This is a genomic window from Massilia sp. KIM, from assembly GCF_002007115.1.
GTDB lineage: Bacteria > Pseudomonadota > Gammaproteobacteria > Burkholderiales > Burkholderiaceae_D > Telluria.
The window spans coordinates 399,938-424,236 of sequence record NZ_MVAD01000001.1; the positions used below are offsets into that span (position 1 = coordinate 399,938).

The following is a 24,299-nucleotide window of genomic DNA, read 5'->3' on the forward strand; positions in this document are numbered from 1 at the left end:
GTTTTTCGTCTGCCGGAATGATATTTCCGGCATTTCTGGAGTCGGTCCCTTGCTAGTCATTATCGGTTACATCGTCGTTTGCATTTCGGTGTTCGGCGGATTTGCCCTGGCGGGCGGCCACCTGGCTACCCTGTTTCAGCCCATCGAACTCCTGATGATCGGCGGCGCGGCCGTCGGCGCTTTCTTCGTCGGCAACAACGCCAAATCGATCAAGGCGACGCTGAAAGCCTTCCCGACCATCTTCAAGGGCTCGCAGTACACCAAGGACATGTATATGGAGCTGATGGCGCTCCAGTTCGACGTGCTGTCCAAGGTGCGCAAGGAAGGCCTGATGTCGATCGAAGGCGACATCGAGAACCCGGAGGCCTCGCCCCTGTTCTCGAAATACCCGGCGGTGCTGGCCGATCACCACATCGTCGAATTCATGACCGACTACCTGCGCCTCATGGTCTCGGGCAACATGGACGCCCTACAGATCGAAAACCTGATGGACAACGAGATCGAGACCCACCACCACGAAGGCGCGATCCCGGCCCATTGCATCGCCAAGCTGGGCGACGGCCTGCCGGCCTTCGGTATCGTGGCGGCGGTGATGGGCGTGGTGCACACCATGGAATCGGTGGGCATTCCGCCGGCCGAGCTGGGCATCCTGATCGCCAAGGCCCTGGTCGGCACCTTCCTCGGCATCCTGCTGGCCTATGGCTTCGTCGGCCCGCTGGCCAGCGTGCTGGAACAGAAGCTCGAAGAATCGACCAAGATGTTCCAGTGCGTGAAGGTGACCCTGCTGGCCAGCCTGAACGGCTACGCCCCGGCGCTGGCGGTGGAATTCGGCCGCAAGGTGCTGTACTCGACCGAGCGCCCGTCCTTCGCCGAGCTCGAAGAGCACATCAAGAAGAAGAAATAAGCCCGCGATGAGCGTCCATTCCGACAAGCTGAGCATGGGAGGTGCCCATGGCTGACGACGGCGCACGGCCGATTGTCATCAAGCGCATCAAGAAGGTCTCCGGCGGTCATCACGGCGGCGCCTGGAAGATCGCCTACGCCGACTTCGTGACGGCGATGATGGCCTTCTTCCTGCTCATGTGGCTGCTGGGTTCGACCTCCAAGGGCGACCTCGAAGGCATCTCGGAATTCTTCAAGAACCCGCTCAAGGTGGCGATGCAGGGCGGCTCGGGCTCGGGCGACTCTTCCTCGGTCATCAAGGGCGGCGGCGAAGACCTGACCCGGCGCGCCGGCCAGGTCAAGAAGGGCGACATCGACCCGACTTCCAAGACCTACGACCTGCAGGCGGCCAAGCAGGCGCTCGAGCGCCAGGAAGCGGAGCGCCTGCAATCGCTCAAGACCAAGATCGAGTCGATCATCGAGGTCAACCCGATGCTCAAGAAGTACAAGAACCAGCTGCTGCTCGACATCACCAGCGAAGGCTTGCGCATCCAGATCGTGGACGAGAAGAACCGCCCGATGTTCGCGCTGGCCAAGGCCGAGCTGCAGCCCTATACCAAGGACATCCTGCACGTGATCGGCATGGTGCTCAACGAAGTGCCGAACAAGGTCGGCCTGTCGGGCCACACCGATTCGACCCCGTATTACAGCGAAGCCGGCTACAGCAACTGGGAGCTGTCGGCCGACCGCGCCAACGCCTCGCGCCGCGAAATGGTGCTGGGCGGCCTGGGCGAGGACAAGGTGCTGCGCGTGGTGGGCCTGGCCGCGGCCGCCCATCTCGACCGCAAGGACCCGTTCAACCCGGTCAACCGGCGCATCAGCATCATCGTGATGAACAAGCGCACCGAAGAGGCGGTCATGCGTGACGCCGCCTCGCTGGAGGTGCCGGCGCAGGATGCGCAGGCCGCGGCGATGGCCACCGCGGGCGCGGTGTCGGGCCAGGGCAAGTAGCCCGGCCTGGACTGGAGGACTAGAATGACAAGAAAAAAGATACTGGGATCGCATGTGAAGCGCCTGCTGTCGGGCGTGTCGATGCACGGCCGCAGGCATTTGAACGAGGTCGAGACCGACCTGCTGCAGACCGAACTGCTGCTCGAGGAAGCCATCGACAAGCTGACCAGCAGCTTCATGGCGATCCACTCGGCGGTCGGCGCGCGCCAGGAGACCATCGACCGCCTGCTGGCCGGCGGCACGCCCAGCCTGGAGGACAGCGAGAAGCTGTCGGCCATGTCGGGCGAGATCGGCCGGCACGTGAACTCGGCCATCACCAGCATGCAGTTCCAGGACATGACCAGCCAGCTGATCGAGCGCACGCTCAAGCGCGTGGCCGGCCTGCGCGACTTCCTCGGCACGCTCAGCGAGCACGGGGCGGACATCGCGCCGGAGACCGACAGCGACGAGATCGTGGAACGGCTGGGCAAGGTCAGCATGGCGCTGGCGATCCAGTCGCTCGAACTGCGCAGCATGCTGCGCAAGTCGGTCGAGCAGCGGCACCTTGAAAGCGGCGACATCGAGCTGTTCTGAGTCGCCCCGAACGGAAACACATTCAACCGGACCAACCGGACATAAAACAGCAGGAGCATAAGATGGCAAAAACGATTCTCGCGGTCGACGATTCCAGTTCGCTGCGCCAGATGGTGGCCTTCAGCCTGAAGGCGGCTGGCTACAACGTGGTGGAAGCCGTCGACGGCCAGGACGGCCTCGACAAGGCGAAGCAGCAGGCCGTGGATCTGGTGCTGACCGACCAGAACATGCCGCGCATGGACGGCCTGGCGCTGATCAAGACCCTGCGCACCCTGCCGGCCTACGCCAAGACCCCCATCCTGATGCTGACCACCGAATCGTCCGACGAGATGAAGGCCAAGGGCCGCGCCGCCGGCGCCAATGGCTGGCTGGTCAAGCCCTTCGATCCGCAGCGCCTGATCGAGGTGGTCAAGAAAGTGATCGGCTGATGCGATGATGCACGGCCAAACCGACCGGACTGAATCATGACGATCGACATCAGCCAGTTTTACCAGGTCTTTTTCGACGAAGCAGAGGAACTGCTCGCCGAAATGGAGCGGCTGCTGCTGGGCGTCGACGTCGATTCGCCCGACCCGGAAGACCTGAACGCGATCTTCCGCACCGCGCATTCGGTGAAGGGCGGGGCATCGACCTTCGGCCTGACCGACATGAGCGAAGTGACCCACGTGCTGGAGTCGCTGCTGGACCGCATCCGCAAGGGCGAGATGGCGCTGACCTCGAACCACGTGGACGCCTTCCTGGCGGCCAAGGACAGCCTCAAGATGCAGCTCGACGGCCACCGCCATGGCGCCAGCGTCGACCAGGAAGCCGTGGCCAACGTGCGCATGGTGCTGCACGACCTGGCCGAGGGCCTGGTGCCGCACGCGCCGGTGGTGGCGCCGTCCTTCCTGACCCTTGAAGCCAAGGTCCAGCACCAGGCCGAGGGGGCGCACCGCTACAAGATCGAACTGCCGGAAGTGGCCCAGCGCGACATCAACGCCCTGGTCGACGAACTGGGCCTGATGGGCCGGGTCTCGGTGACCCCGCTCGACGGCGGCCGCACGGCCCTGGTCATCACCACCCACGAGAGCCTGGACGACATCATCGCGATCTGCTCCTTCGTGCTCAATCCGGACGACCTCAGGATCTTCGAGGCCCCGGCCCTGACGCCGGAGCAGCGCGCCATCGAGGCGGCCGAGCGCAAGCGCATCGAGGACCAGCAGGGCTACGGCTTCTTCGGCCCGGACGACGACTTCGACGCCCCCAGCCAGGAAGAGTCGGACGAAGACCGCGGCTACGGCTTCTTCCAGCCGATCGAACAGATCCGCGCCCTGGCCGGGATCAAGGACACGCCGCCGGAAGCGCCGCTGCCGGCCGCGCGCCCGGAGCCGCTCGAGATTTCCGAAGTCGCGGCCGAGAAGAAGGCCGAGAAGGCAGCCCGCAAGGATGAGAAGAAGGACGCCCACGGCGAATCCTCCTCGATCCGGGTGTCGGTCGAGAAGGTCGACCAGCTGATCAACCTGATCGGCGAGCTGGTGATCACCAACGCCATGCTCGAGCAGCGCAGCCATGCGCTCGACCCGATCCTGCACGAGCGCCTGCTGTCCTCGGTGAGCCAGCTGGGCCGCAACACCCGCGAGCTGCAGGAAGCCGTGATGTCGATCCGCATGATGCCGATGGACTTCGTGTTCTCGCGCTTCCCGCGCATGGTGCGCGACCTGGCCTCCAAGCTGGGCAAGAAGGTCGACTTCATCACCCACGGCGCGGCGACGGAACTGGACAAGGGCCTGATCGAACGCATCGTCGATCCGCTCACCCACCTGGTGCGCAACTCGATCGACCACGGCATCGAGATGCCGGCGGCGCGGGTTGCGGCCGGCAAGTCGGAAGCAGGTCGCCTGTTCCTGTCGGCCGGCCACCAGGGCGGCCACATCGTGATCGAGGTGGCCGACGACGGCGGCGGGCTGAATCGCGAGCGCATCCTGGCCAAGGCCGCCCAGAACGGGCTGGCCGTGTCCGAGAACATGAGCGACGAGGAAGTCTGGCAGCTGATCTTCGCCCCGGGCTTCTCGACCGCCGAGCAGGTGACCGACGTCTCCGGCCGCGGGGTCGGCATGGACGTGGTCAAGCGCAACATCACCGCCATGGGCGGCACGGTCGACATCCGTTCGGCGCGCGGCTTCGGCACCACGATCTCGATCTCGCTGCCGCTCACCCTGGCCATCCTGGACGGCATGTCGATCCGCTGCGGCGAAGAGATCTACATCCTGCCGCTGTCCTTCGTGGTCGAGTCGCTGCAGCCGGCGGCCGCCGACATCAAGGACATCGCGGGCCGCGGCCGGGTGCTCAAGGTGCGCGGCGAATACCTGCCCCTGATCCCGCTGTACCAGATGTTCGAGATCACCCCGCGCCACCTGGATCCGACCCAGGGCATCGTGGTCATCCTCGAGACCGAGGGCCGCAAGGCGGCCCTGTTCGTGGACGAGCTGGTGGGCCAGCAGCAGGTGGTGGTCAAGAACCTGGAAGCGAATTACCGCAAGGTGGCCGGGATCTCCGGCGCCACCATCATGGGCGACGGCGGCGTCGCCCTGATCCTCGACGTGGGCGCGCTGGTGCGCTCCTCGCGTCAACTGGCCGACGATCCCGTCGTTTCACAACAATTTTGACAAGCATAGGACCTGAATATGTCTACTGTACCGACCACCCAAACGGCTGACGGGATCGCACGCGACGGCGCCGGCCGCGAATTCCTGGCATTCAAGCTGGGCGCCGAGGAATACGGCATCGATATCCTCAAGGTGCAGGAGATCCGCGGCTACGAAGCCGTGACCCGCATCGCCAATGCCCCCGAATTCATCAAGGGCGTGATCAACCTGCGTGGCATCATCATCCCGGTGGTGGACATGCGCATCAAGTTCAAGCTGGGCAACCCGGTGTACGATCAGTTCACCGTGGTCATCATCCTGAACATCGGCGGCCGCATCATGGGCATGGTGGTGGACAGTGTCTCCGACGTGACGACCCTGAGCCCGGACCAGATCAAGCCGGCCCCGGAAATGGGCACCGCCTTCGATTCGCAGTACATGATCGGCCTGGGCACCGTGGACGAGCGCATGCTGATCCTGGTCGACATCGACAAGCTGATGTCCTCCAGCGAGATGGGCCTGATCGACAAGATGGCCGCCTGATGGTCTGGGCTGCCGCGCCTGCGGCAGCCGGCACGGCAAGCCCGGCGCGCCGGGAAACAACGAGTGTAAAGGGCAGGGCAAGTGCCGCAGCAGAAAGCAGAAACGGTCAAGGAGTTCGAGTTCACCCGGCGTGACTTCGAGCGGGTGCGCGCGCTGATCTACCAGCGCGCCGGCATCTCGCTGGCCGACAGCAAGCAGGAGATGGTCTACAGCCGGCTGGCGCGGCGTCTGCGCGCCACCGGCATCCAGTCCTTCGGGCGCTACCTCGACGACCTGGAAGCCGGGCGCATGACCAGCGAGTGGGAATCCTTCACCAACGCGCTGACCACCAACCTGACCTCCTTCTTCCGCGAGGCCCACCACTTCCCGCTGCTGGCCGAGCACCTGCTCCAGCTCAAGCGCCAGGGCGGCGGGCCGCTCACCATCTGGTGCTCGGCCGCCTCCACCGGCGAGGAGCCGTATTCGATCGCGATGACGGCCTGCGAGGCCTTCAACACGCTCACCCCGCCGGTGCAGGTGATCGCCACCGACATCGACACCAACGTGCTGGCCACCGGCGCCAACGGGGTCTACCCGATGGAGCGGGTCGACAAGATGGCGCCCGAGCGCCTGCGCCGCTTCTTCCTGAAGGGGAAGGGCAACCACGAGGGCATGGCGCGGGTGCGTCCCGAGCTGCGCCAGCTGGTGAGCTTCCGCCAGCTCAACCTGCTGGCCGACGGCTGGCCGGTGGACGGCCCCTTCGACGCGATCTTCTGCCGCAATGTGATGATCTACTTCGACAAGGCGACCCAGCGCAAGATCCTGAGCCGCTTCGTGCCGCTGATGAAGCCGCACGCGCTGCTGTTCGCGGGCCATTCCGAAAACTTCCTGTACGTCTCGGACTCGCTGCGCCTGCGCGGCAAGACCGTCTACGAGCTGGACCAACGCAGTGCCTGAAGCCGCACGTCATCGCCATGAATAGCCAGTTCGCCACCAACGTCTACTACGACCGCACCTTCGACGTCGAAGCCGCGAAGATCCTGCCGGGCGAGTACTACTACACCGGCAAGAACATGCTGATCGTGACCGTGCTCGGCTCCTGCGTATCGGCCTGCATCCGCGACCGCATGAGCGGCCTGGGCGGCATGAACCACTTCATGCTGCCCGACGGCGGCGATTCCGGCCCGGTCTCGGCCTCGATGCGCTACGGGACCTTCGCCATGGAAGTACTGATCAACGACCTGCTCAAGGCCGGCGCGCGGCGCGAGCACCTGGAAGCCAAGGTGTTCGGCGGCGGCGCCGTGCTGCGCGGCTTCTCGGCCATGAACGTGGGCGAGCGCAACGCCGCCTTCGTGCAGCAGTTCCTCAAGACCGAGCGCATCCCGGTGCTGGCCGAGGACCTGAACGACATCTATCCACGCAAGGTGTACTTCTTCCCCAAGACCGGCAAGGTGCTGGTGAAGAAGCTGATGCAAACCCAAAACGACACGCTGGCCAAGCGCGAGCTCGATTACGCCAAGCGACTCAAGGTCGAACCGGTCGGCGGCGACATCGACCTGTTCTGAGCCGGCAGACCTGAAAGGGAAGAACAATGAAGACAAAGGTGCTGATTGTCGACGACTCCGCGCTGATCCGCAGCGTGATGAGCGAAATCGTCAACTCCCAGCCCGACATGGAAGTGGTCGCCACCGCACCCGATCCGCTCGTCGCGCGAGAACTGATCAAGAAGCACAACCCCGATGTGCTGACCCTGGACGTCGAGATGCCCAAGATGGACGGCCTCGACTTCCTCGAGAAGCTGATGCGCCTGCGCCCGATGCCGGTGCTGATGGTGTCCTCGCTGACCGAGCGCGGTTCGGAAATCACGATGCGGGCGCTGGAACTGGGCGCCGTCGACTTCGTGACCAAGCCCAAGATCTCGATCCAGACCGGGATGCGCGAGTATGCCGAATTGATCGCGGACAAGATCCGGGGCGCCTCGCGCGCCCGCATCGCGCCGCGCAGCGTGCACGCGAGCACGCCCAGCGTGCCGCTGTCGGCCCTGCGCAGCCCCCTGATCTCGTCGGAAAAACTGATCATCATCGGCGCCTCCACCGGCGGCACCGAGGCGATCCGCGAATTCCTGATGCAGATGCCCTCGGACTGCCCGGGCATCCTGATCGCCCAGCACATGCCGGAAGGCTTCACCTCGTCCTTCGCCAAGCGCCTCGATTCGCTGTGCAAGATCAGCGTGGTCGAGTCCCAGGGCAACGAGCGGGTGCTGCCCGGCCATGCTTATATTGCTCCTGGGCATTCGCACCTGCTGCTGACCCGTTCCGGCGCCAACTACATGACCCGGATCGAGCAAAGCCCGCCGGTGAACCGTCACCGTCCTTCGGTGGACGTGCTGTTCCGCTCCGCCGCACAGGCAGCCGGCAAGAACGCGGTTGGTGTTATCCTCACCGGCATGGGCAAGGACGGTGCGCAGGGCATGCTGGAAATGCGCCAGGCCGGGGCCCACAACTTCGCCCAGGACGAGGCGACTTCGGTCGTGTTCGGCATGCCGCGCGAGGCGATCGCGATCGGCGCCGCCCACGACGTGGGTCCTTTGCAGGCGCTGCCGCGCATGGTGCTCGAGCACCTGGCCGCGCAGGGCAGCCGGGCGTTGCGCGTTTGATCCGTATACGGTGCTTCAGAGACCATTTTATCGCCGTAGAGCAACAAAAATGCTATTCTTGAGGCTGCAGATTGCAGCGCTCACCATCTAACCAGATTAAAAAGATTCAAACGGAGTAATTCATGGCTGATCCAAAGATGCGTTTTTTGGTTGTTGACGATTTCTCGACGATGCGACGCATTGTCCGGAATCTGTTGAAGGAACTGGGTTACGCCAACGTCGACGAGGCTGAAGATGGCGTGATGGCGCTCGCCAAGCTGCGCAGCGAACAATTCGACTTCGTGGTGTCGGACTGGAACATGCCGAACATGGACGGCCTGACCATGCTGCAGAACATCCGTGCCGATCCCGCGCTGGCCAAGCTGCCGGTGCTGATGGTGACTGCGGAAGCGAAGAAGGAAAACATCATCGCCGCGGCCCAGGCCGGCGCCAGCGGCTACGTGGTCAAGCCGTTCACGGCCGCCACCCTGGACGAGAAGCTGAACAAGATCTTCGAGAAACTCGAGAAGAGCGGAGCCTGAAATGCTTGAGCCTCAAGCCGAGCAGGCCCAGGCATCTCATGAAGAGGTCTTGAGCCGGATCGGACACATGACCCGCGCGCTCCACGAGAACCTGCGCGGGCTCGGTCTGGACAAGCTGATCGAAAAAGCCGCCAGCGACATTCCCGACGCGCGCGACCGTCTCGATTACGTCGCGCGCCTGTCGGAACAGGCCGCCAAGAAGGTGCTGGACGCGACCGACACGGCCGCGCCGCTGCAGGACGCGATCGAGACCCGTTCGGCCGAACTCTCGGCCAGCTGGCAGGCGCTGCTGGACAATGGCGCGAGCGAAGCGGCCTGGCGCGAGCTGGCCACCCGCACCGTGGGCGCGCTCGAAGAGTCGCGCGCCGGCGCGGTCGCCACCCGCACCGAGCTGATGAACATCATGATGGCCCAGGACTTCCAGGACCTGACCGGCCAGGTGATCGGCCGCATCACGAACATCGCGCAAAACCTCGAAAAGCAACTGGTGCAGGTCCTGATCGACTTCGCGCCGAGCGAGATCAAGCGCGAGCTGGACAATGGCCTGCTCAACGGTCCGCAGATCAAGCCCGAGGGCAACAGCGAGGTCGTGGCCGACCAGGGCCAGGTCGACGACCTGCTCGACAGCCTCGGATTCTGAGCGCGCGCCGCGCATCCTTGTTTCACCGGGTAGACACACCTTCGTTCAACCCATCACGGCGCCACCATGCATCAGACCCATTTCATCGTCCGTGAACCGCTGCTCGATCCGAAGCAGCGCGTCATCGGCTACGAGCTGTCCTGGCAGCGGCACGGCGACGCCGCCATCAGCGACCGCCAGCTCGAAGACCTGGTCGGCTTCGTGGCCGAGCACGTGCAGCACCCCGAGCAGGGCTGGCTGCTGCGCGACAAGCTCCTGTTCCTGGACGCGGTCCCGGCCATGCTCTCGACCGACGCGCTGCACGCGCTGCCGCCCGAGCGCACCGTGCTCACCCTCGACATCCGCCACCTGACCGACCTCGACGTGCGCGCCGCCGTCCAGGGCGTGCGCGCGGGCGGGGTCGGGGTGTCGATCCGCGGCGCCGACCTCAACCTGCTGTCGCGCAATCTCTCGCCCTATGCCTCCTACGTCGAGGTGCGCTTCACCGGCGCCGCCGTGGCCGAGCAGGCGCGCACCTACGCCGCCGCCAAGCATTCGGCGATGCGCATGGTGGGGCGGCCGGTAGCCACCTGGGCCGACTACGACGCCTGCGCCGCGCTCGGCCTGGACGCCTTCGTGGGCAAGCTGCACCTGACGCCGCGTCCGGGCAATCCGGTCAAGGGCATGAACCCGACCCAGAGCGTGATCCTGCAGCTGATGCAGATGGTGCAGAACAACGAGGACGTGCCGCGCATCGAGGACGTGCTCAAGCGCGATCCGGCGCTGACCTACAAGCTGCTGCGCTTCATCAATTCGGCCGGTTTCGGCGCGGGGCGCGAGGTGCAGTCGCTGCGCCAGGCGATCGCCCTGATGGGTTATGCGCCGCTGTACCGCTGGCTGGTGCTGCTGCTGGCCACGGCCAGCCAGAGCGGCTATTCGCCGGTGCTGATGGAAACCGCCGTGGTGCGAGGACGCCTGACCGAACTGCTGGGCCAGATGCGGCTGGGGCGCGGGGAGGGCGAGCAGCTGTTCGTGGCGGGCATGTTCTCGCTGCTGGACCGTTTGCTCGGGCTGCCGATGGAAGAGGTGCTGGAGACGATTCCCTTGCCGGACGAAGTGGTGAAGGCGCTGCTGGGGCGGGAAGGGCGGTATGGGCCTTGCCTGGCGCTGGCGGAGGCTTGCGAGCTCAATTCCAGCCTGGTGGCGTCGCTGGCGCAGGCGCTGGATATCAGTCCGCTCGAGGTCAACAAGGCGCACTTGTCGGCGCTGGCGTGGGCGCAGAGTGTGGCGGCTTGAGGTTTTAAGCTGGAGGTTTGCTGGCAAACTTGGATCCCGGCCTTCGCCGGGAGTCATTTCCGACAGTGTCGGGAATGACGGTTTTTGGGCTAACGCAGAGTAGTGCAGGTGCAGTTTTGCTCACGCTGCACTAGTACGTCATCCCGGCGCAGGCCGGGATCCAAGTTCCCGTCCGAAGTCGCAAACAGAAGAACAGCCGCACGACCAGACCAGCAACCCTCAGCGCACCGCCCGCCTCTCCGGCACCCCACTGGTCACAAACCGCTCCAGCGTCTCCTGCATCTGCATCGAAATACTCGCGAAACTGCAGCCGATCTGCACCTGCTCGCCCAGCAGGAAGGTCCTGAACGGCCTGAGCAGCCTCACCTCGAGATCCGCCACCAGGGTCAGCGCCGGCCCGAGCTCGAGGCGCGCGCCCTCGATCTTCTTCCCGACCGATAGCCCCATGCACTGCTCCGGCGTCCCGCGCAGCCCCACGCCACCCTGCGAGAAATCGTAGAGCGGCAGCTCGTAGCTGCGCCCGCCCAGGCCGAAACTGGCGGTGTAGTTGACCCCCACCGGCGTCTCGATGCGGCGCTGGGCGCGGCGGTTGAGCACCAGGCAGCTGTCCGGGAACTCGGCATGCACGTGGAAGGGATTGCCCGGCATGGGCTGCCACTCGCGCTCCATCTCGAACTGCAGCTTGGCGTTGCCGCCGATCGAGGCCACGAAGGTGGCCTTGCCCGGCGGCGGCAATTCGCTGCCGGTGAAGTCGAAGACGAAATGCGGCAGCTCCGGATCGACCGACTCGATCCGGGCCAGCAAGCCCTCGATCCACCCGGCAGGGTAGACGGTGACGGCGTCGCCACGTTCGGCCAGGGTGGTCAGCGCTTCCCCGATATCGAAGGGGTCGCGCATCTCGTGCGGCTCGACATTGGCGCCGATGCGGCTGACCGCATCGGTGGGTTTGGGCGGGCCCTTGCGGGCGATGCTGGCTGCGGGTACGTTCACGGCGGGTCCTGGGGCGTGAGTGTCGGTACGGTCAGTACTACTATAACCCCGAACTGAAAACGTTGCAATTGCGCAAGACTCGATAATCCTTTGCTATCGCTCACATCAGATTTCGAGGTTGTCGATCAGGCGCGTCGCGCCCAGCTTGGCGGCGGCCAGCACCACCAGGGCTTCGCCGCGCTCCAGGTCCTCGCCCGAGGGCGCCTGCAGGTCGGCGCGCTTGCGCACCGAGACGTAGTCGGGCTGCCAGCCGCGCGCGGCCAGCTCGGCCATGGCGCGTCCCTCGACGGCGCCGATGTCGCGGTCGCCGCCGCGCACCGCCTCGGCCACGGCGTTCAGGCCGCGGTACAGGGCCGGGGCTTCGGCGCGCTCGGTGGCGGACAGGTAGCCGTTGCGCGAGGACAGGGCCAGGCCGTCCTCGGCGCGGAAGGTCTCGGCGCCGATGATCTCGGTCGGCAGGGCGAACTGGCGCGCCATGTTACGGACGATCATGAGCTGCTGGTAATCCTTCTTGCCGAACACGGCCACGCGCGGCTGCACGCAGGAGAACAGCTTGGTCACGACCGTGCACACGCCCTCGAAGAAGCCGGGGCGGAACTCGCCTTCCAGGGTATTGCCCAGGCCGTCCGGCGGGCGCACCCGGTATTCCTGGGGCTCCGGGTACATGTCCTTCTCGGTCGGCGCGAACAGCACGTAGACGCCTTCCTTTTCCAGCTTCTCGACGTCGGCCTGGAAGGTGCGCGGGTACTTGTCGAAGTCCTCGTTGGGGCCGAACTGGAGGCGGTTGACGAAGATCGAGGCGACCACCGGGTCGCCGTGGCGGCGCGCCAGGCGCATCAGCGACAGATGGCCTTCATGCAGGTTGCCCATCGTCGGCACGAAGGCGGTGCGCAGCTGGCCGCGCAACTGGTCGCGCAATTCGTCAACGGAAGAAATGATTTTCATGGTGAGTCAAAAGGTGAGGTACCGGCCGCTCAGGCCGGCGAATAGGCCAGGCGCACGTAGATCGGCGCAAACGGTTCGGCCTGGGTGATTTCGATCAGGGTTTCTTTCGCCAGTTCGAGCATGGCGACAAAGTGTACTACCACAATGGGAACACCGTGCTGGCCCGCGAACAGCTCGGAAAACTCGACGAAGCGCTGCGACTGCAGGGTGCGCAGGATGGCCGACATGTGCTCGCGCACCGACAGTTCCTGGCGGCTGATGCGGTGGTGCTGGGTCAGCTTGGCGCGGCGCAGGACATCGAGCCAGGCGCGCTGCAGGTCCCAGGGGTCCACGTCGGGCCAGACCGGGGCCAGGCCCTGCTCGACGACCAGCTGGGGACGCAGGAAATCGCGGCCTTCCTGGGGCAGGTTCCCGAGTTGCACGGCGGCGGTCTTGATCTGCTCGTAGTCCAGCAGGCGGCGCACCAGCTCGGCGCGCGGATCGCCCACGTCCTCGACCAGCTCGTCCTGGCGGCGCGGCAGCAGCATGCGCGACTTGATCTCGATGAGCATGGCCGCCATCAGGAGGTACTCGGCCGCCAGCTCCAGGTTGTGGGCGCGGATCTGCTCGACGTACTTCAGGTATTGCAGGGTCACCTGGGCCATCGGGATGTCCAGGATGTTGAAGTTCTGCTTGCGGATCAGGTAGAGCAGCAGGTCGAGCGGACCTTCGAAGGCTTCGAGGAAGACTTCGAGCGCGTCCGGCGGGATGTAGAGGTCGTTCGGCAGGCGCGTCAGCGGCTCGCCGTACAGGCGCGCGATCGCATTGTCGGCGCCGTCGGCGCCGACATCGGGTGGCAGGGCCTCGCTCGACGCCGGTATCAGGTCGGCCGGCGGAGCCTGCTCGGCCTGCTCGGGCAGCATCGGCGCGCCTGGCTCAGACCTTGGTCTGGTAAGGGTAGGCCTGCTGGCGCAGGCGCGATTCCTGGATGCGCTTCTGTTCTTCCAGCGACAGCGGGGCCTTGTCCCACAGCAGGGAGCGGCCGGCTACCTGGCGCTCTTCCATGCCCGGCAGCTGTTGCTTCAGCTCCTTGATGAACTTGGTGTGCTCCGATTCGTACATCGAGTGTTTTTTCGAGAAGATCATGGTACTAAGAGAGAATTAAACAAACCGGGGCAGATTCTTCTGCCCCGCCGGTCCGCCGTCAAGCTTAATTGTGCAGCGCGTTGAGCTGGCGGGCGATGATGTCGTGGCTGAGCCACAGCACCGGGGCGATTTTCTCCGACGCGCCATGGAACATCAGCGGTCCGGCGCCTTCCAGCACCAGGCTCGACAGGTGATCGGTGATCAGGGCCTTCTTGTCCTTGTGCAGGGCGGTGATTTCCTCGGAGGTGCCGATCATGACATCGGCCAGGGCCGGGGTATTGTCCATCGGCCAGGCCTCGAAGTTGCGGAAGTGGGCGCTGGTGGCGTCGTTGTTGTAGCGCTCGATGGTGTCGATGATCGACTGCAGCGACACGCCCTCGTTCAGCAGCGATTCGCAGATGCGCCATTGCTCGTTGGCCCAGGCGCCGCCGCCTTCGCGCTTGAGCGCGGACAGCAGCGGGAACAGGGACAGCTCGACGCCGACGAAGATGTCGGAGGAATTGGTGCGGATTTCCGGGCAGTTGAACACGGTCGCCCACACGCCTTGCTTCCAGGCCGCCTGCGCGATCGATTCCAGGCGCATCTTGGCGTAGCCCTGGGTGTAGTTGGTGTAGGTCTGCCAGGTGTAGTCGCCGCCGATCAGGATCTCGGTGCCGTGGTAGCCGTAGGCGGTGTAGCGCACTTCGCCGCCGGCCTTGGTCACGCGCTCGCGGATCGGCGCGGAGGCGTCGATCAGGTACTTGAGCGTGTTGGCGGTCACTTCGTCGAAGTTCATCAGGATCAGCTTGCCCAGGTCGCTGTCGAGCAGGGCGCGCGAGGACATGAAGCGCTCGCCGCGGCCCTTGTAGATGCGGTTGGCGATGGCCAGGAAGGCCTTGATCTTGGGGATGCCGCCGGCCATGGTGTGGGCGAAGAAGACGTTGGCGCCTTCCGGGACCAGCTTGTCGATCTCGGCCATGACGGTGGCGGCCGAGCTGGTGAAGCGGCGCACGCCGGCTTCGCGGCAGCGCTCGATCTTTTCCCAGTCCAGCTTGTCTTCCTGCCAGCTCTTCAGGGTGATCCCGGAGAGCATCTCGGTCGGGTTCTGTTCGCCTTCCGGGGCGTCCATGTCGAAGCCGGCCATCAGGGGCACGTTGATGATGCGGCCGCCCAGTTTTTCTTCCGCTTCGGCCAGTTCCTCGGCGGTCAAGGCGCGCAGGGCGCCGCCTTCGTCACGGCGGCCGACGGTGATGCCCACGATGCTCATGCCGGCGGCGCGGGCCTCGTCGATCAGGCCGTTCACATAGCCGCGGCCGAACAGTTCGCCGAACAGGACGAAGACGTCGCCCTTGCGGAACACGTTGGCGGTCGGGATGTGGCGGAGGGGGGTGAGTTCGGTCATATTATTAGCTACCTATCTGGTTGGTCTGAAGGGGCCCCGGGCGCTGGCGCCGGGCCGTGCGTTTCAGAAAACAGGTCATTATAACGCTGCCGGTGGGGGGCAGAGTTGATTTTGCCGGTGGGCAGCTTGGGCGTTATCGGGGGAGGGATGCGCTAGAGGCTGCGGTGCGAACTTGGGTTCCGGCCTTCGCTGGAACGACGGTTTTGAGGCAGCGGACTGCGAAACTCATTCTGGACGCCAGCAATTGAAACGTCGTTCCGGCGAAGGCCGGAACCCAAGTTTGCTTGCACGCCGCTGAAGCATGCGTACGAAGCAGCAATCAGCGAATCCGCATCCCCGGCATCGCCCCCGGCATCGGATCCAGCAGGTACAGCCCCGGATTTTCCTTCTCGTCCGCCGCCGAGGCGCACAGCACCATGCCCTCGGACACGCCGAACTTCATCTTGCGCGGCGCCAGGTTGGCCACCAGCACGGTCAGCTTGCCGATCAGGTCTTCCGGCTGGTAGGCCGACTTGATGCCCGAGAACACGTTGCGATGGCGTCCTTCGCCCACGTCCAGGGTCAGGCGCAGCAGCTTGGTCGAGCCTTCCACGTGCTCGCAGTTGACGATCTTCGCCACCCGCAGGTCGATCTTGGTGAAATCGTCGATCGAGATGTCCGGCGCCAGTTCCTCGATCCCGCCCGCGCCGGCCGAAGAGACGGCCTCGGCAGCGGCAGAGCCGGCGGCAGAGGTGGCGACAGAACCGGCGGCAGCAGCGGCGGGAGCAGCCGCCGGCGCGGCCGGCTTGTCGAACAGGTTCTCGACCATCTTCGCATCCACGCGCTGCATCAGGTGGCTGTAGACGCCGATGGTGCGGCCCAGCATGGTCTCGTAGACCGCCGCGCCGTGGGTGTCGGCCCAGGACAGCTCGCTCTCGCCCAGGAACTCGGTCACGCGCGCAGCCACCTGCGGCAGCACCGGCGACAGCATGATGGTCAGCTGGCGGAACAGGATCAGGGCGGTGGTGCAGACGTCGTGCAGCTCGGCGGTCTTGCTCTCGTCCTTGGCCAGGATCCAGGGCTTGTTCTCGTCCACGTACTGGTTGGTGACGTCGGCGATCTCCATGATCTCGCGCACCGCCTTGCCATACTCGCGCGCCTCGAAGTGGGCGGCGATCAGGGCCTGGCGCTCGCTGCCTTCGCTCATCAAGGCCTTGCAGATCCAGCTCTTGGCATTGTCCGAGAGGGTGTCGGCCAGCTTGCCGTCGAACTTCTTGGCGATGAAGCCGGCGCAGCGGCTGGCGATGTTCACGTACTTGCCGATCAGGTCGCTGTTCACGCGGGCCACGAAGTCTTCGCCGTTGAAGTCCAGGTCCTCGACCCGGGCGTTGAGCTTGAAGGCCAGGTAGTAGCGCAGCCATTCCGGGTTCATGCCCAGCTCCAGGTAGCGCAGCGGCGAGATGCCGGTGCCGCGCGACTTGGACATCTTTTCATTGTTGACGGTCAGGTGGCCGTGCACCGCGACCTTCAGCCTGTCGATGATCGGGTGGCCCGAGAAATTCAGCATCGCCGGCCAGAACAGCAGGTGGAAGGACACGATGTCCTTGCCGATGAAGTGGATCTGCTCGGCGGCCGGGTCGTTCAGGAAGGCCTCGAAGTCCATGCCCTGCTTGTCGAAATAGTTCTTGAGCGAGGCCAGGTAGCCGACCGGCGCGTCCAGCCAGACGTAGAAGAACTTGCCCGGCGCGTCCGGAATCGGAATGCCGAAATAGGGCGCGTCGCGCGAGATGTCCCAGTCGGCCAGCTTCTCGCCCGCTTCGCCCAGCCATTCCGAGACCTTGTTGACCATCTCGGGCTGCAGCCGGCCCGGGGTGTTCAGCCACTCCTTCAGGAAGGAGAAGCAGCGCGGGTCGGACAGCTTGAAGAAATACTGCTCCGAGGGTTTCAGGACCGGGGTCGAGCCGGTGAAGACCGAGAACGGGTTGATCAGCTCGGTCGGCTGGTAGGCCGCGCCGCAGACTTCGCAGTTGTCGCCGTACTGGTCCTTGGCGTGGCAGACCGGGCACTCGCCCTTGATGTTGCGGTCGGCCAGGAACATGCCCTTGACCGGGTCGTAGAAGCGGTCGACCGTGCGGGTGACGATCAGGCCGGCATCACGCAGCTTGCGGTAGATGCCCTGCGACAGTTCGACGTTTTCCGGAGAATCCGTCGAATACCAGTTGTCGAAGGCGATGTGGAAGCCGTTCAGGTATTGCGGGCGGCCGGCGGCGATCTTGGCCACGAACTCCTGGGGCGTGATGCCTTCCTTCTCTGCCGCGATCATGATCGGGGTGCCGTGGGTGTCGTCGGCGCACACGAAGTGCACCTGGCGCTGGGCGCCGTCCGCCTCGCGCTGCATTCGCTGGAAGCGGACCCAGATGTCGGCCTGGATGTATTCCATCATGTGGCCGATATGGAAGGCTGCGTTGGCGTAGGGCAGGGCGGTGGTGACGAACAGCTTGCGGGTCATGGTCGAAACGCTCGGGTTATATGAAAAGAAGCATTTTAACAGCGGATGGCCCTGCACGCGCAGGGGGTATAGCCCCGTTTTGCCAAAGCGACAAGAGCTGAAAGGCGGTTTTGCGCTACACTTCCGGCCATTACATTGGAGAAAACCATGAGCATCACTGAGAACGACGTCAAGGCTGCCCTGTCTGCGGTCATCGATCCTAACACCCAGAAAGATTTCGTCGCCTCCAAATCCGTCAAGAATATTCAAATTAGCAATTCCGACATCGCCTTCGAGATCGAGCTGGGCTATCCGGCGGCCAGCCAGATCGCCGGCATCCGCGACCAGGTGGTGGCGGCGGTCCAGGCCCTGCCGGGCGCCGGCAAGGTGAGCGCCAGGGTCTATAGCAAGATCGTCTCGCACGCGGTCCAGCGCGGCCTGAAGGTGATGCCGAACGTGAAGAACATCATCGCCGTCGCTTCGGGCAAGGGCGGGGTCGGCAAGTCGACCACCGCGGTCAACCTGGCCCTGGCCCTGGCGGCCGAGGGCGCCAGCGTCGGGGTGCTGGACGCCGACATCTACGGCCCTTCCCAGCCGATGATGCTGGGCATTAACGCCCGTCCGGAAAGCCTGGACGGCAAGACCATGGAGCCGCTCGAGAACCACGGCGTGCAGGTCTCCTCGATCGGCTTCATGATCGACCCGGACGAGCCCATGGTCTGGCGCGGTCCGATGGTGACCGGCGCCCTCCAGCAACTGCTGGAGCAGACCAACTGGCGCGAGCTGGACTACCTGATCGTCGACATGCCGCCGGGCACCGGTGACATCCAGCTGACCCTGTCGCAGAAGGTGCCGGTCACCGGCGCGGTCATCGTCACCACGCCGCAGGACATCGCCCTGCTGGACGCGCGCAAGGGCCTCAAGATGTTCGAGAAGGTCGGCATCCCGATCCTGGGCGTGGTCGAGAACATGGCGACCCACGTCTGCTCCAAGTGCGGCCACGTCGAGCACATCTTCGGCCAGGGGGGCGGCGCCAAGATGTGCGCCGACTTCGGGGTCGATTTCCTGGGCGCGCTGCCGCTGACCATGGCGATCCGCGAGCAGACCGATTCCGGCCGCCCCACCGTGGTGGCCGATCCGGAAGGCCCGGTGGCCGCCGTGTATAAAGAGATCGCACGCCGCATCGCGGTCAAGGTGGCGGAAAAGGCCAAGGACATGAGCGCCAAATTCCCCAGCATCGTGGTCAAGAACGACTAAGTGCGCATCCAGGCGATCCGCGAGCGCCTGCGGGCGCTGGGCGCGCTGCCCGAGCACGAGCGCCGCGTGCTGCGCGACTGGGTCCAGGCCGCGCCCCACGAGCGCGGCCGGCGGCGGCCGGCCGACTACCTGCCCAAGCCAGTGCGCGAGGCCTTGCCCGCGCTCGACGCCGAGCTCGCGGGCATGGCGCGGCTGCTGAGCGAGCATCCGGCCGAGGACGGCTCGGCGCGCCTGCTGGTCGGGCTGCAGGACGGCCAGGCGGTGGAATCCGTGCTGCTGCCGCGCGATGGCGTGTGCGTCTCGAGCCAGGTCGGCTGCGCGGTCGGCTGCCAGTTCTGCATGACCGGGCGCGACGGCCTGCTGCGCCAGGTGACGAGCGGCGAGATCGTGGCCCAGGTGGTGCTGGCGCGGCGCCGCCGCCCGGTGAAGAAAGTGGTGTTCATGGGCATGGGCGAGCCCGCGCACAACCTCGACAACGTGCTGGAGGCGATCGAGCTGCTCGGCGTGGAAGGCAATATCGCGCACAAGAACCTGGTGTTCTCCACGGTGGGCGACCCGCGCGCCTTCGAGCGCCTGGGACAGGGCGCGGTCAAGCCGGCGCTGGCGATCTCGCTGCACACGGTCGACCCGGAGCTGCGGACGCGCCTGCTGCCGCGCGCCCCGCGCCTGAGCCCGCGCGAGCTGGTGGAGGAGGGCGAGCGCTACGCGCGCCTGAGCGGCTATCCGATCCAGTACCAGTGGACCCTGCTGGATGGCGTCAACGACGGCCAGGCGGAACTCGACGGCATCGTCGAACTGCTGCGCGGGAAGTACGCCGTGCTCAACATGATTCCCTATAACAGTGTGCCCGAGCTGGCCTTCCGCCGTCCGGACTGGGACAAGGCCAGGGCCATCGCCGCCGGCCTGCACGCGCGCGGCATCCTCACCAAGCTGCGCGATTCGGCGGGCCAGGACGTGGACGGCGGCTGCGGCCAGTTGCGCGCCCGCGCCGCACGCACCATCGCGGTGCATCCCGCCTAGCGCCGCGGGCGCCGTTGCGGCGCCGCCGCGCCATCGCTCCCCTTGAGCGCACAAATGTGCGCGGACTCCGGTTTGCGCAGGAGCCGGGCCGGGGCGACGTGATACATCTGGAGGCAGCTTCCACTTCCTCCTTTCTGCACCATGCTCATCGACGGCAGAACGCTCGCGCCGGGCAGCACCCTACAGACCGACGTCTGCATCGTCGGCAGCGGCATGGGCGCGCTCTCGGTGGCCCACGCCTTGGTCCGGAGCCGGCGCGACGTGCTGCTGGTCGAGGCCGGGCCGCTGCACCTGGCGCGCCGCGATCCTCCCGCGGTGCGCATCGAGAACATCGGCCGCCCCTTCGGCATCGCCACCAGCCGCGGCCTGGAGGTGGGCGGCGGCACCAATTTCTGGCACGGCGTCTGCGCGCCGCTCGACGAGGCCGATTTCCGCGCCCGCGACTACATCCCCCATAGCGGCTGGCCGCTTCAGCGCGCCGAACTGGCGCCCTGGTATGCGCTGGCGCTCGACTTCCTGTGCGGCGGCGAGGGCCCGCAGGAGGCGCCCGGTCCCGGCAGCACGGCCATGCGCGACACCGACGTGTTCGATGCCAAGACCTACCGCTACCGGCCCGCGCCCGTGCGCGGCAAGGCCTTGCTCGCCGACTGGTGCGCGCGCGCGCTGCTGCGCTGCGTCTACCATGCCACCGCGCTGCGGCTGGTGTTGCGTCACGGACGCGCCCTGGCGCTGGAAGCGGGCAGCGGCGGGCGCCGCCTGCGGGTCGAGGCCAGGCGCTTCGTGCTGGCCGCCGGCGCGCTCGAGACCCCGCGCCTGCTGCTCAACACCCTGGCCCAGGAGGGCGCGCCGCCCGCGTCCTGGTGGCTGGGGCGCAACCTGGTCGACCATCCGGTCGGCTACCTGTCCCAGGTGGTGTTCGAGCGGCCCTTCGCCGCGCCGGCCAGCCGCCCGGCCGGCGCCGATGGGCGGCAGGCGCTGCTGGCCTTCCCCGGTTTCCTGCTGCGCGGCGACGTGCAGTCCAGCCTGGGCCTGCCCAACCATGCGGTGTTCGTGCGCCAGGGCTACAGCGCGCGCCCGGTGCCGAACCGGCCCCTGATGTCCTTCCTCGGGCTGCGCGACCCGCGCGACCTGCGCCTGGCCCACGTGGCGGCGCTGCTGCGCCATCCCTATATCCTGTGGCGCATCGCCCAGCAGCTGATGCCGCTGCGCCTGAAGTCGGCCTACGGCGACCTGTTCTTCATGACCGAGCAGCTGCCCAATCCCGACAGCCGGGTCAGCCTGTCGGCGCATGCCCGCGACGAGTACGGCCTGCCGCTGGCGCGGGTCGACTGGTGCCTGGGCGAGCGCGACCTGGCCCTGTTCGGCGCCTATCACGCGCTGCTCATGGCCAGCCTGCGCGGGCACCGCGAGGTGCGCGGCCTGCGCGCCGATCCGCTCGAACGCTGGGCCGAGAGCGCCGCGTCGGCCGCCCACCACCTGGGCACGGCGCGAATGGGGGCCAGCATTCGCGAGGGCGTGGTCGACCGCGACGGCAAGGTGTTCGGCCTGGACAACGTCTGGGTCGGCGACGGCTCGGTGTTCGCCACGGCCGGCAACGTCAATCCCTCGCTCAGCATCTGCGCGCTCGGACAGCGCCTGGGAAGCCATCTTCGGCAAGCCCGCGCCTAGTCGAATACCGGCGCCGGCGCTTGAGTTGCCTCAAACGAGTTCAGAACGAACACCACCTACAACGCTGGGCGCGGCCGGAACCCGAAGGGCGCGTTTTTCCGGCCGCTTTCTGTTCGGAATTAAAGTCGTCAAGAAATTCCCTGTCTACACTCGGTCCTCGGGGCGTCTTTCCGGGCGCCAGGGTTCGGGACGGGAGCGAGATGAAGAACGACAGCATGCGGTGGGGCGGGCGCTACCTGTCCTGCGTGCACCGCTTCATTCCAGCGACGCTGCAGCAGGATGCGGCGACGACGGCGCGCGCCGGGAACGTGGTGAACGCCGCCGTGATGGCCGCCACCGCCGGGCCGCTGTACGCGCTCGCCTACTGGCTGCTCGGCCTGCACCTGGCGGCGCTCGAGATCCTGCTGTGCTGCGCGTGCATGCTGCTGGCGCCGGCCGTGCTGCGCGCCACCGGCAGCATCGTGGCCGCGCGCGAACTGTTCCTGTGCGCGCTGTTCTTCAACTTCTCCTGGCTCACCTGGCACCTGGGCGGGATCACGGCGCCCACCGCCAGCTGGCTGATCACCGGGCCGGTGGTGGCCATGTTCCTGGGCGGGGTGCCGAGCGCCGTGTTCTGGCTGACGATGAGCTGCGCCAGCGCGGCGGCGATCTACGGCGCCCAGGTGTCGGGGCTGGCCCTGCCGCCGCGGCCGCAGGCCGACATGGCCCTGCTGCACCTGGTGTGCGACATCGGCCTGTACGTGGTGGTGCTGGTCTTCGTGCTGCTGTTCGAGCTGACCAAGACCGAGGGCTTCGTCAAGCTGCAGCAGGCCCTGAGCACCATCAACGAACTGGCGATCCGCGACGAGCTCACCGGCAGCCATAACCGCCGCTTCCTGCTCGGCCTGATCGACAAGGAGAAGGAGCGCAGCGACCGCAATGGCCGCAGCTTCTGCCTGTGCCTGTTCGACATCGACTTCTTCAAGCGCATCAACGACACCTATGGCCACGCCGCCGGCGACACCGTGCTGCGCGAGTTCGCGCAGGCGGTGCAGGGGCAGATCCGCGGCACCGACGCCTTCGGACGCTATGGCGGCGAGGAGTTCATGCTGATGCTGCCCGAGACCCCGGCGCCGGACGCGGTGCTGCTGGCCGAGCGGGTGCGCGGCGTGATCGCCGGCCTGCGCTGCATGGAAGGCGAGGGCGGGGGCGCGATCACCCTGACCGTGTCGGTCGGCGTGGCCGAGTACCGGCTGGGCGAGCCGGTGGCCCAGGCGATCGTGCGCGCCGACGAGGCCCTGTACCTCGCCAAGTCGCTGGGCCGCAACCGGGTGGTCTGCCACGGCGAGGACCAGCGCCAGCCCGCGCCCGCGTCTGCGCACGACCCGCGCGACATGGGCGCCAGCCTGGCGCGCATGCTCGACGGCGCCCAGTGCGACCAGCTCACCGGCCTGCTCAACCGGCGCCTGCTGCGCGACCGCCTGCGCCACGCCATGGACCGCGCCAACCGCAACCGCCGCCCGATCGCGCTGCTGCTCCTGAACATCAACCGCTTCAAGGAAGTCAACGACGCCCTCGGCTACGAGGCCGGCGACGCCCTGCTGGCCCAGTCCGGGGCCGCGATCCGGCGCTGCCTGCGCGACAGCGACACCGTGGCGCGCTGGGGCGGCGACGAGTTCATCGCGCTGCTGGAAGACCTGGGCGGCGAGGGCGACGCCCTTCAGGTGGCGGAAAAGATCCTCGACCGCTTCGCGTTGCCGATCGTGGTGGGCGGGCGCGAGTGCTTCGTCAGCCTGGCGGTGGGTGTGGCCCTGTATCCGGCCGCCGACTGCGACATGGACGCGCTGCTCAAGCGCGCCGACCTCGCCATGCGCCACGCCAAGGAGTGGGGCGAGAACAGCGTGCAGCTTTATCGTGGCGTGCAGGCCCAGCCTCCCTCCGAGCGCCTGGCCCTCAAGAACGGCCTGCGCGACGCGCTCGCGCGCGGCCAGCTGTTCCTCGAATACCAGCCCCAGGTCGACCTGGCCACGCGGCGCGTGGTCGGGGTCGAGGCCCTGCTGCGCTGGCAGCACCCGGTCTACGGCCGGATCGACCCTGGCCGCTTCATCCCGCTGGCCGAGGAGACCGGCATGATCGTGCCGATCGGCGAATGGGTGCTGCGCAACGCCTGCCTGCAAAACCGGGCCTGGGTCGCCTCCGGCCTGCCCGAGCTGAAGACCGCGGTCAACCTGTCGGCGCGCCAGCTCAAGGAGCCCGGCCTGGCCGGACGCGTGCTGGCCATCCTGGCCGAGACCGGGATGCCGGCGCGCTGCCTCGACCTCGAACTCACCGAGGGCATGCTGATCGAGGACCTGGGCGCCAATAGCGCCCTGATGAACCGCCTGCGCCAGGCCGGCGTCCTGGTCTCGATCGACGACTTCGGCACCGGCTATTCGAGCCTGAACTACCTGTGCGAGCTGCCGGTGGACATCCTCAAGATGGACGGCCTGTTCGTGCGCCGGCTGGGCGGCAGGGCCACGCCCGGCGCGGCCGCGCCGGGACGCTCGTTCGCGATCGCCCAGACCATCGTGGCCATGGCCCACCGCCTCGGCCTGTCGGTGATCGCCGAATCGGTCGAGACCCAGGATCAGCTCGACGACCTGTGCGTCATGGGCTGCGACGCCGCCCAGGGTTATCTGTTCGCGCGCCCGCTGGCGCCCGACGACCTCGCCGCGCTGCTGGCCCGGGCCTTGCCCGCGGCGGCGCTGACCGCCTGACATCCCT

At 66.5% G+C, this 24,299-nt stretch carries 22 protein-coding genes; 16 read left to right on the forward strand and 6 right to left on the reverse strand.

What is annotated here, in order from left to right; translation table 11 throughout:
* The first annotated feature begins 49 nt into the window (after positions 1 to 49).
* The 12 genes from motA (at position 50) to B0920_RS01920 (ending at position 10,704) form a co-directional block, all read left to right on the forward strand.
* Positions 50 to 904 (forward strand): flagellar motor stator protein MotA, encoded by an 855-nt coding sequence (gene motA, locus B0920_RS01865; RefSeq protein ID WP_078030898.1) that lies wholly within the window; start codon positions 50 to 52, stop codon positions 902 to 904.
* A gap of 47 nt (positions 905 to 951) precedes the next feature.
* Complete coding sequence (gene motB, locus B0920_RS01870; protein WP_078030899.1) at positions 952 to 1,893, forward strand: flagellar motor protein MotB; 942 nt, start codon at positions 952 to 954, stop codon at positions 1,891 to 1,893.
* 24 nt (positions 1,894 to 1,917) lie between these two features.
* The gene (locus tag B0920_RS01875; RefSeq protein WP_078030900.1) at positions 1,918 to 2,466 is read left to right on the forward strand and encodes a chemotaxis protein; all 549 of its coding nucleotides are present in this window, start codon (positions 1,918 to 1,920) and stop codon (positions 2,464 to 2,466) included.
* Positions 2,467 to 2,528: 62 nt separating this feature from the next.
* A complete protein-coding gene (locus B0920_RS01880) occupies positions 2,529 to 2,894 on the forward strand; it encodes a response regulator (protein WP_078030901.1) in 366 nt (121 codons plus the stop codon).
* Between the two features lie 36 nt (positions 2,895 to 2,930).
* Positions 2,931 to 5,111 (forward strand): chemotaxis protein CheA, encoded by a 2,181-nt coding sequence (cheA, locus tag B0920_RS01885; RefSeq protein WP_078030902.1) that lies wholly within the window; start codon positions 2,931 to 2,933, stop codon positions 5,109 to 5,111.
* Positions 5,112 to 5,129: 18 nt separating this feature from the next.
* On the forward strand, positions 5,130 to 5,633 hold the full coding sequence (locus B0920_RS01890) for a chemotaxis protein CheW (protein WP_078030903.1): 504 nt from the start codon (positions 5,130 to 5,132) through the stop codon (positions 5,631 to 5,633).
* Between the two features lie 81 nt (positions 5,634 to 5,714).
* The gene (locus tag B0920_RS01895) at positions 5,715 to 6,569 is read left to right on the forward strand and encodes a CheR family methyltransferase (protein ID WP_078030904.1); all 855 of its coding nucleotides are present in this window, start codon (positions 5,715 to 5,717) and stop codon (positions 6,567 to 6,569) included.
* 17 nt (positions 6,570 to 6,586) lie between these two features.
* The gene (gene cheD / locus B0920_RS01900; protein ID WP_078030905.1) at positions 6,587 to 7,177 is read left to right on the forward strand and encodes a chemoreceptor glutamine deamidase CheD; all 591 of its coding nucleotides are present in this window, start codon (positions 6,587 to 6,589) and stop codon (positions 7,175 to 7,177) included.
* Positions 7,178 to 7,203: 26 nt separating this feature from the next.
* Positions 7,204 to 8,268, forward strand: a complete 1,065-nt coding sequence (locus tag B0920_RS01905; RefSeq protein ID WP_078030906.1) for a chemotaxis response regulator protein-glutamate methylesterase — start codon at positions 7,204 to 7,206, stop codon at positions 8,266 to 8,268.
* A gap of 122 nt (positions 8,269 to 8,390) precedes the next feature.
* The gene (cheY, locus tag B0920_RS01910; RefSeq protein ID WP_078030907.1) at positions 8,391 to 8,789 is read left to right on the forward strand and encodes a chemotaxis response regulator CheY; all 399 of its coding nucleotides are present in this window, start codon (positions 8,391 to 8,393) and stop codon (positions 8,787 to 8,789) included.
* Position 8,790: 1 nt separating this feature from the next.
* Positions 8,791 to 9,429 (forward strand): protein phosphatase CheZ, encoded by a 639-nt coding sequence (gene cheZ / locus B0920_RS01915; protein ID WP_078030908.1) that lies wholly within the window; start codon positions 8,791 to 8,793, stop codon positions 9,427 to 9,429.
* A 66-nt stretch (positions 9,430 to 9,495) separates the two neighbouring features.
* Positions 9,496 to 10,704, forward strand: coding sequence for an EAL and HDOD domain-containing protein (locus B0920_RS01920; protein WP_078030909.1), 1,209 nt, complete (start codon positions 9,496 to 9,498; stop codon positions 10,702 to 10,704).
* Positions 10,705 to 10,923: 219 nt separating this feature from the next.
* Here B0920_RS01920 and B0920_RS01925 read toward each other — a convergent pair whose 3' ends face one another.
* The 6 genes from B0920_RS01925 to metG all read right to left on the reverse strand — a co-directional run bounded on the left by B0920_RS01925 (position 10,924) and on the right by metG (position 17,633).
* Positions 10,924 to 11,694 (reverse strand): flagellar brake protein, encoded by a 771-nt coding sequence (locus tag B0920_RS01925; protein ID WP_078030910.1) that lies wholly within the window; start codon positions 11,692 to 11,694, stop codon positions 10,924 to 10,926.
* A 105-nt stretch (positions 11,695 to 11,799) separates the two neighbouring features.
* On the reverse strand, positions 11,800 to 12,639 hold the full coding sequence (gene panC, locus B0920_RS01930) for a pantoate--beta-alanine ligase (RefSeq protein ID WP_078030911.1): 840 nt from the start codon (positions 12,637 to 12,639) through the stop codon (positions 11,800 to 11,802).
* Positions 12,640 to 12,668: 29 nt separating this feature from the next.
* Positions 12,669 to 13,541: a ScpA family protein gene (locus B0920_RS01935; protein WP_078030912.1), complete on the reverse strand. Its 873-nt coding sequence runs from the start codon at positions 13,539 to 13,541 to the stop codon at positions 12,669 to 12,671.
* A 13-nt stretch (positions 13,542 to 13,554) separates the two neighbouring features.
* Positions 13,555 to 13,740, reverse strand: coding sequence for a DUF3460 family protein (locus B0920_RS01940; RefSeq protein ID WP_373887871.1), 186 nt, complete (start codon positions 13,738 to 13,740; stop codon positions 13,555 to 13,557).
* An 88-nt stretch (positions 13,741 to 13,828) separates the two neighbouring features.
* Positions 13,829 to 15,145 carry a hypothetical protein gene (locus B0920_RS01945; RefSeq protein WP_078030914.1) on the reverse strand — a complete coding sequence of 439 codons (1,317 nt, stop codon included), beginning with the start codon at positions 15,143 to 15,145 and terminating at the stop codon, positions 13,829 to 13,831.
* Positions 15,146 to 15,464: 319 nt separating this feature from the next.
* Complete coding sequence (gene metG / locus B0920_RS01950) at positions 15,465 to 17,633, reverse strand: methionine--tRNA ligase (protein ID WP_078030915.1); 2,169 nt, start codon at positions 17,631 to 17,633, stop codon at positions 15,465 to 15,467.
* A gap of 147 nt (positions 17,634 to 17,780) precedes the next feature.
* On the opposite strand from metG, the gene apbC reads away from it, so the two are divergent.
* The 4 genes from apbC to B0920_RS01970 all read left to right on the forward strand — a co-directional run bounded on the left by apbC (position 17,781) and on the right by B0920_RS01970 (position 24,292).
* Positions 17,781 to 18,869, forward strand: coding sequence for an iron-sulfur cluster carrier protein ApbC (apbC, locus tag B0920_RS01955; protein ID WP_078030916.1), 1,089 nt, complete (start codon positions 17,781 to 17,783; stop codon positions 18,867 to 18,869).
* Positions 18,870 to 19,889, forward strand: coding sequence for an RNA methyltransferase (locus tag B0920_RS01960; protein WP_078030917.1), 1,020 nt, complete (start codon positions 18,870 to 18,872; stop codon positions 19,887 to 19,889).
* A 141-nt stretch (positions 19,890 to 20,030) separates the two neighbouring features.
* The gene (locus B0920_RS01965) at positions 20,031 to 21,557 is read left to right on the forward strand and encodes a GMC oxidoreductase (protein ID WP_078030918.1); all 1,527 of its coding nucleotides are present in this window, start codon (positions 20,031 to 20,033) and stop codon (positions 21,555 to 21,557) included.
* Between the two features lie 200 nt (positions 21,558 to 21,757).
* Positions 21,758 to 24,292, forward strand: a complete 2,535-nt coding sequence (locus B0920_RS01970; RefSeq protein ID WP_078030919.1) for a bifunctional diguanylate cyclase/phosphodiesterase — start codon at positions 21,758 to 21,760, stop codon at positions 24,290 to 24,292.
* Positions 24,293 to 24,299 lie beyond the last annotated feature (7 nt).

Bases quoted from the DNA above. Each gene is read 5' to 3' on its own strand.
- B0920_RS01875 (WP_078030900.1), top strand. From the start codon at position 1,918: ATGACAAGAAAAAAGATACTGGGATCGCATGTGAAGCGCCTGCTGTCG.
- B0920_RS01920 (WP_078030909.1), top strand. From the start codon at position 9,496: ATGCATCAGACCCATTTCATCGTCCGTGAACCGCTGCTCGATCCGAAG.
- cheA (WP_078030902.1), top strand. From the start codon at position 2,931: ATGACGATCGACATCAGCCAGTTTTACCAGGTCTTTTTCGACGAAGCA.
- cheZ (WP_078030908.1), top strand. From the start codon at position 8,791: ATGCTTGAGCCTCAAGCCGAGCAGGCCCAGGCATCTCATGAAGAGGTC.
- B0920_RS01880 (WP_078030901.1), top strand. From the start codon at position 2,529: ATGGCAAAAACGATTCTCGCGGTCGACGATTCCAGTTCGCTGCGCCAG.
- B0920_RS01965 (WP_078030918.1), top strand. From the start codon at position 20,031: ATGCTCATCGACGGCAGAACGCTCGCGCCGGGCAGCACCCTACAGACC.
- motB (WP_078030899.1), top strand. From the start codon at position 952: ATGGCTGACGACGGCGCACGGCCGATTGTCATCAAGCGCATCAAGAAG.
- B0920_RS01935 (WP_078030912.1), bottom strand. From the start codon at position 13,541: ATGCTGCCCGAGCAGGCCGAGCAGGCTCCGCCGGCCGACCTGATACCG.
- apbC (WP_078030916.1), top strand. From the start codon at position 17,781: ATGAGCATCACTGAGAACGACGTCAAGGCTGCCCTGTCTGCGGTCATC.
- B0920_RS01945 (WP_078030914.1), bottom strand. From the start codon at position 15,145: ATGACCGAACTCACCCCCCTCCGCCACATCCCGACCGCCAACGTGTTC.
- B0920_RS01940 (WP_373887871.1), bottom strand. From the start codon at position 13,740: ATGTACGAATCGGAGCACACCAAGTTCATCAAGGAGCTGAAGCAACAG.
- cheD (WP_078030905.1), top strand. From the start codon at position 6,587: ATGAATAGCCAGTTCGCCACCAACGTCTACTACGACCGCACCTTCGAC.
- cheY (WP_078030907.1), top strand. From the start codon at position 8,391: ATGGCTGATCCAAAGATGCGTTTTTTGGTTGTTGACGATTTCTCGACG.
- panC (WP_078030911.1), bottom strand. From the start codon at position 12,639: ATGAAAATCATTTCTTCCGTTGACGAATTGCGCGACCAGTTGCGCGGC.
- metG (WP_078030915.1), bottom strand. From the start codon at position 17,633: ATGACCCGCAAGCTGTTCGTCACCACCGCCCTGCCCTACGCCAACGCA.
- B0920_RS01905 (WP_078030906.1), top strand. From the start codon at position 7,204: ATGAAGACAAAGGTGCTGATTGTCGACGACTCCGCGCTGATCCGCAGC.
- B0920_RS01970 (WP_078030919.1), top strand. From the start codon at position 21,758: ATGAAGAACGACAGCATGCGGTGGGGCGGGCGCTACCTGTCCTGCGTG.
- B0920_RS01890 (WP_078030903.1), top strand. From the start codon at position 5,130: ATGTCTACTGTACCGACCACCCAAACGGCTGACGGGATCGCACGCGAC.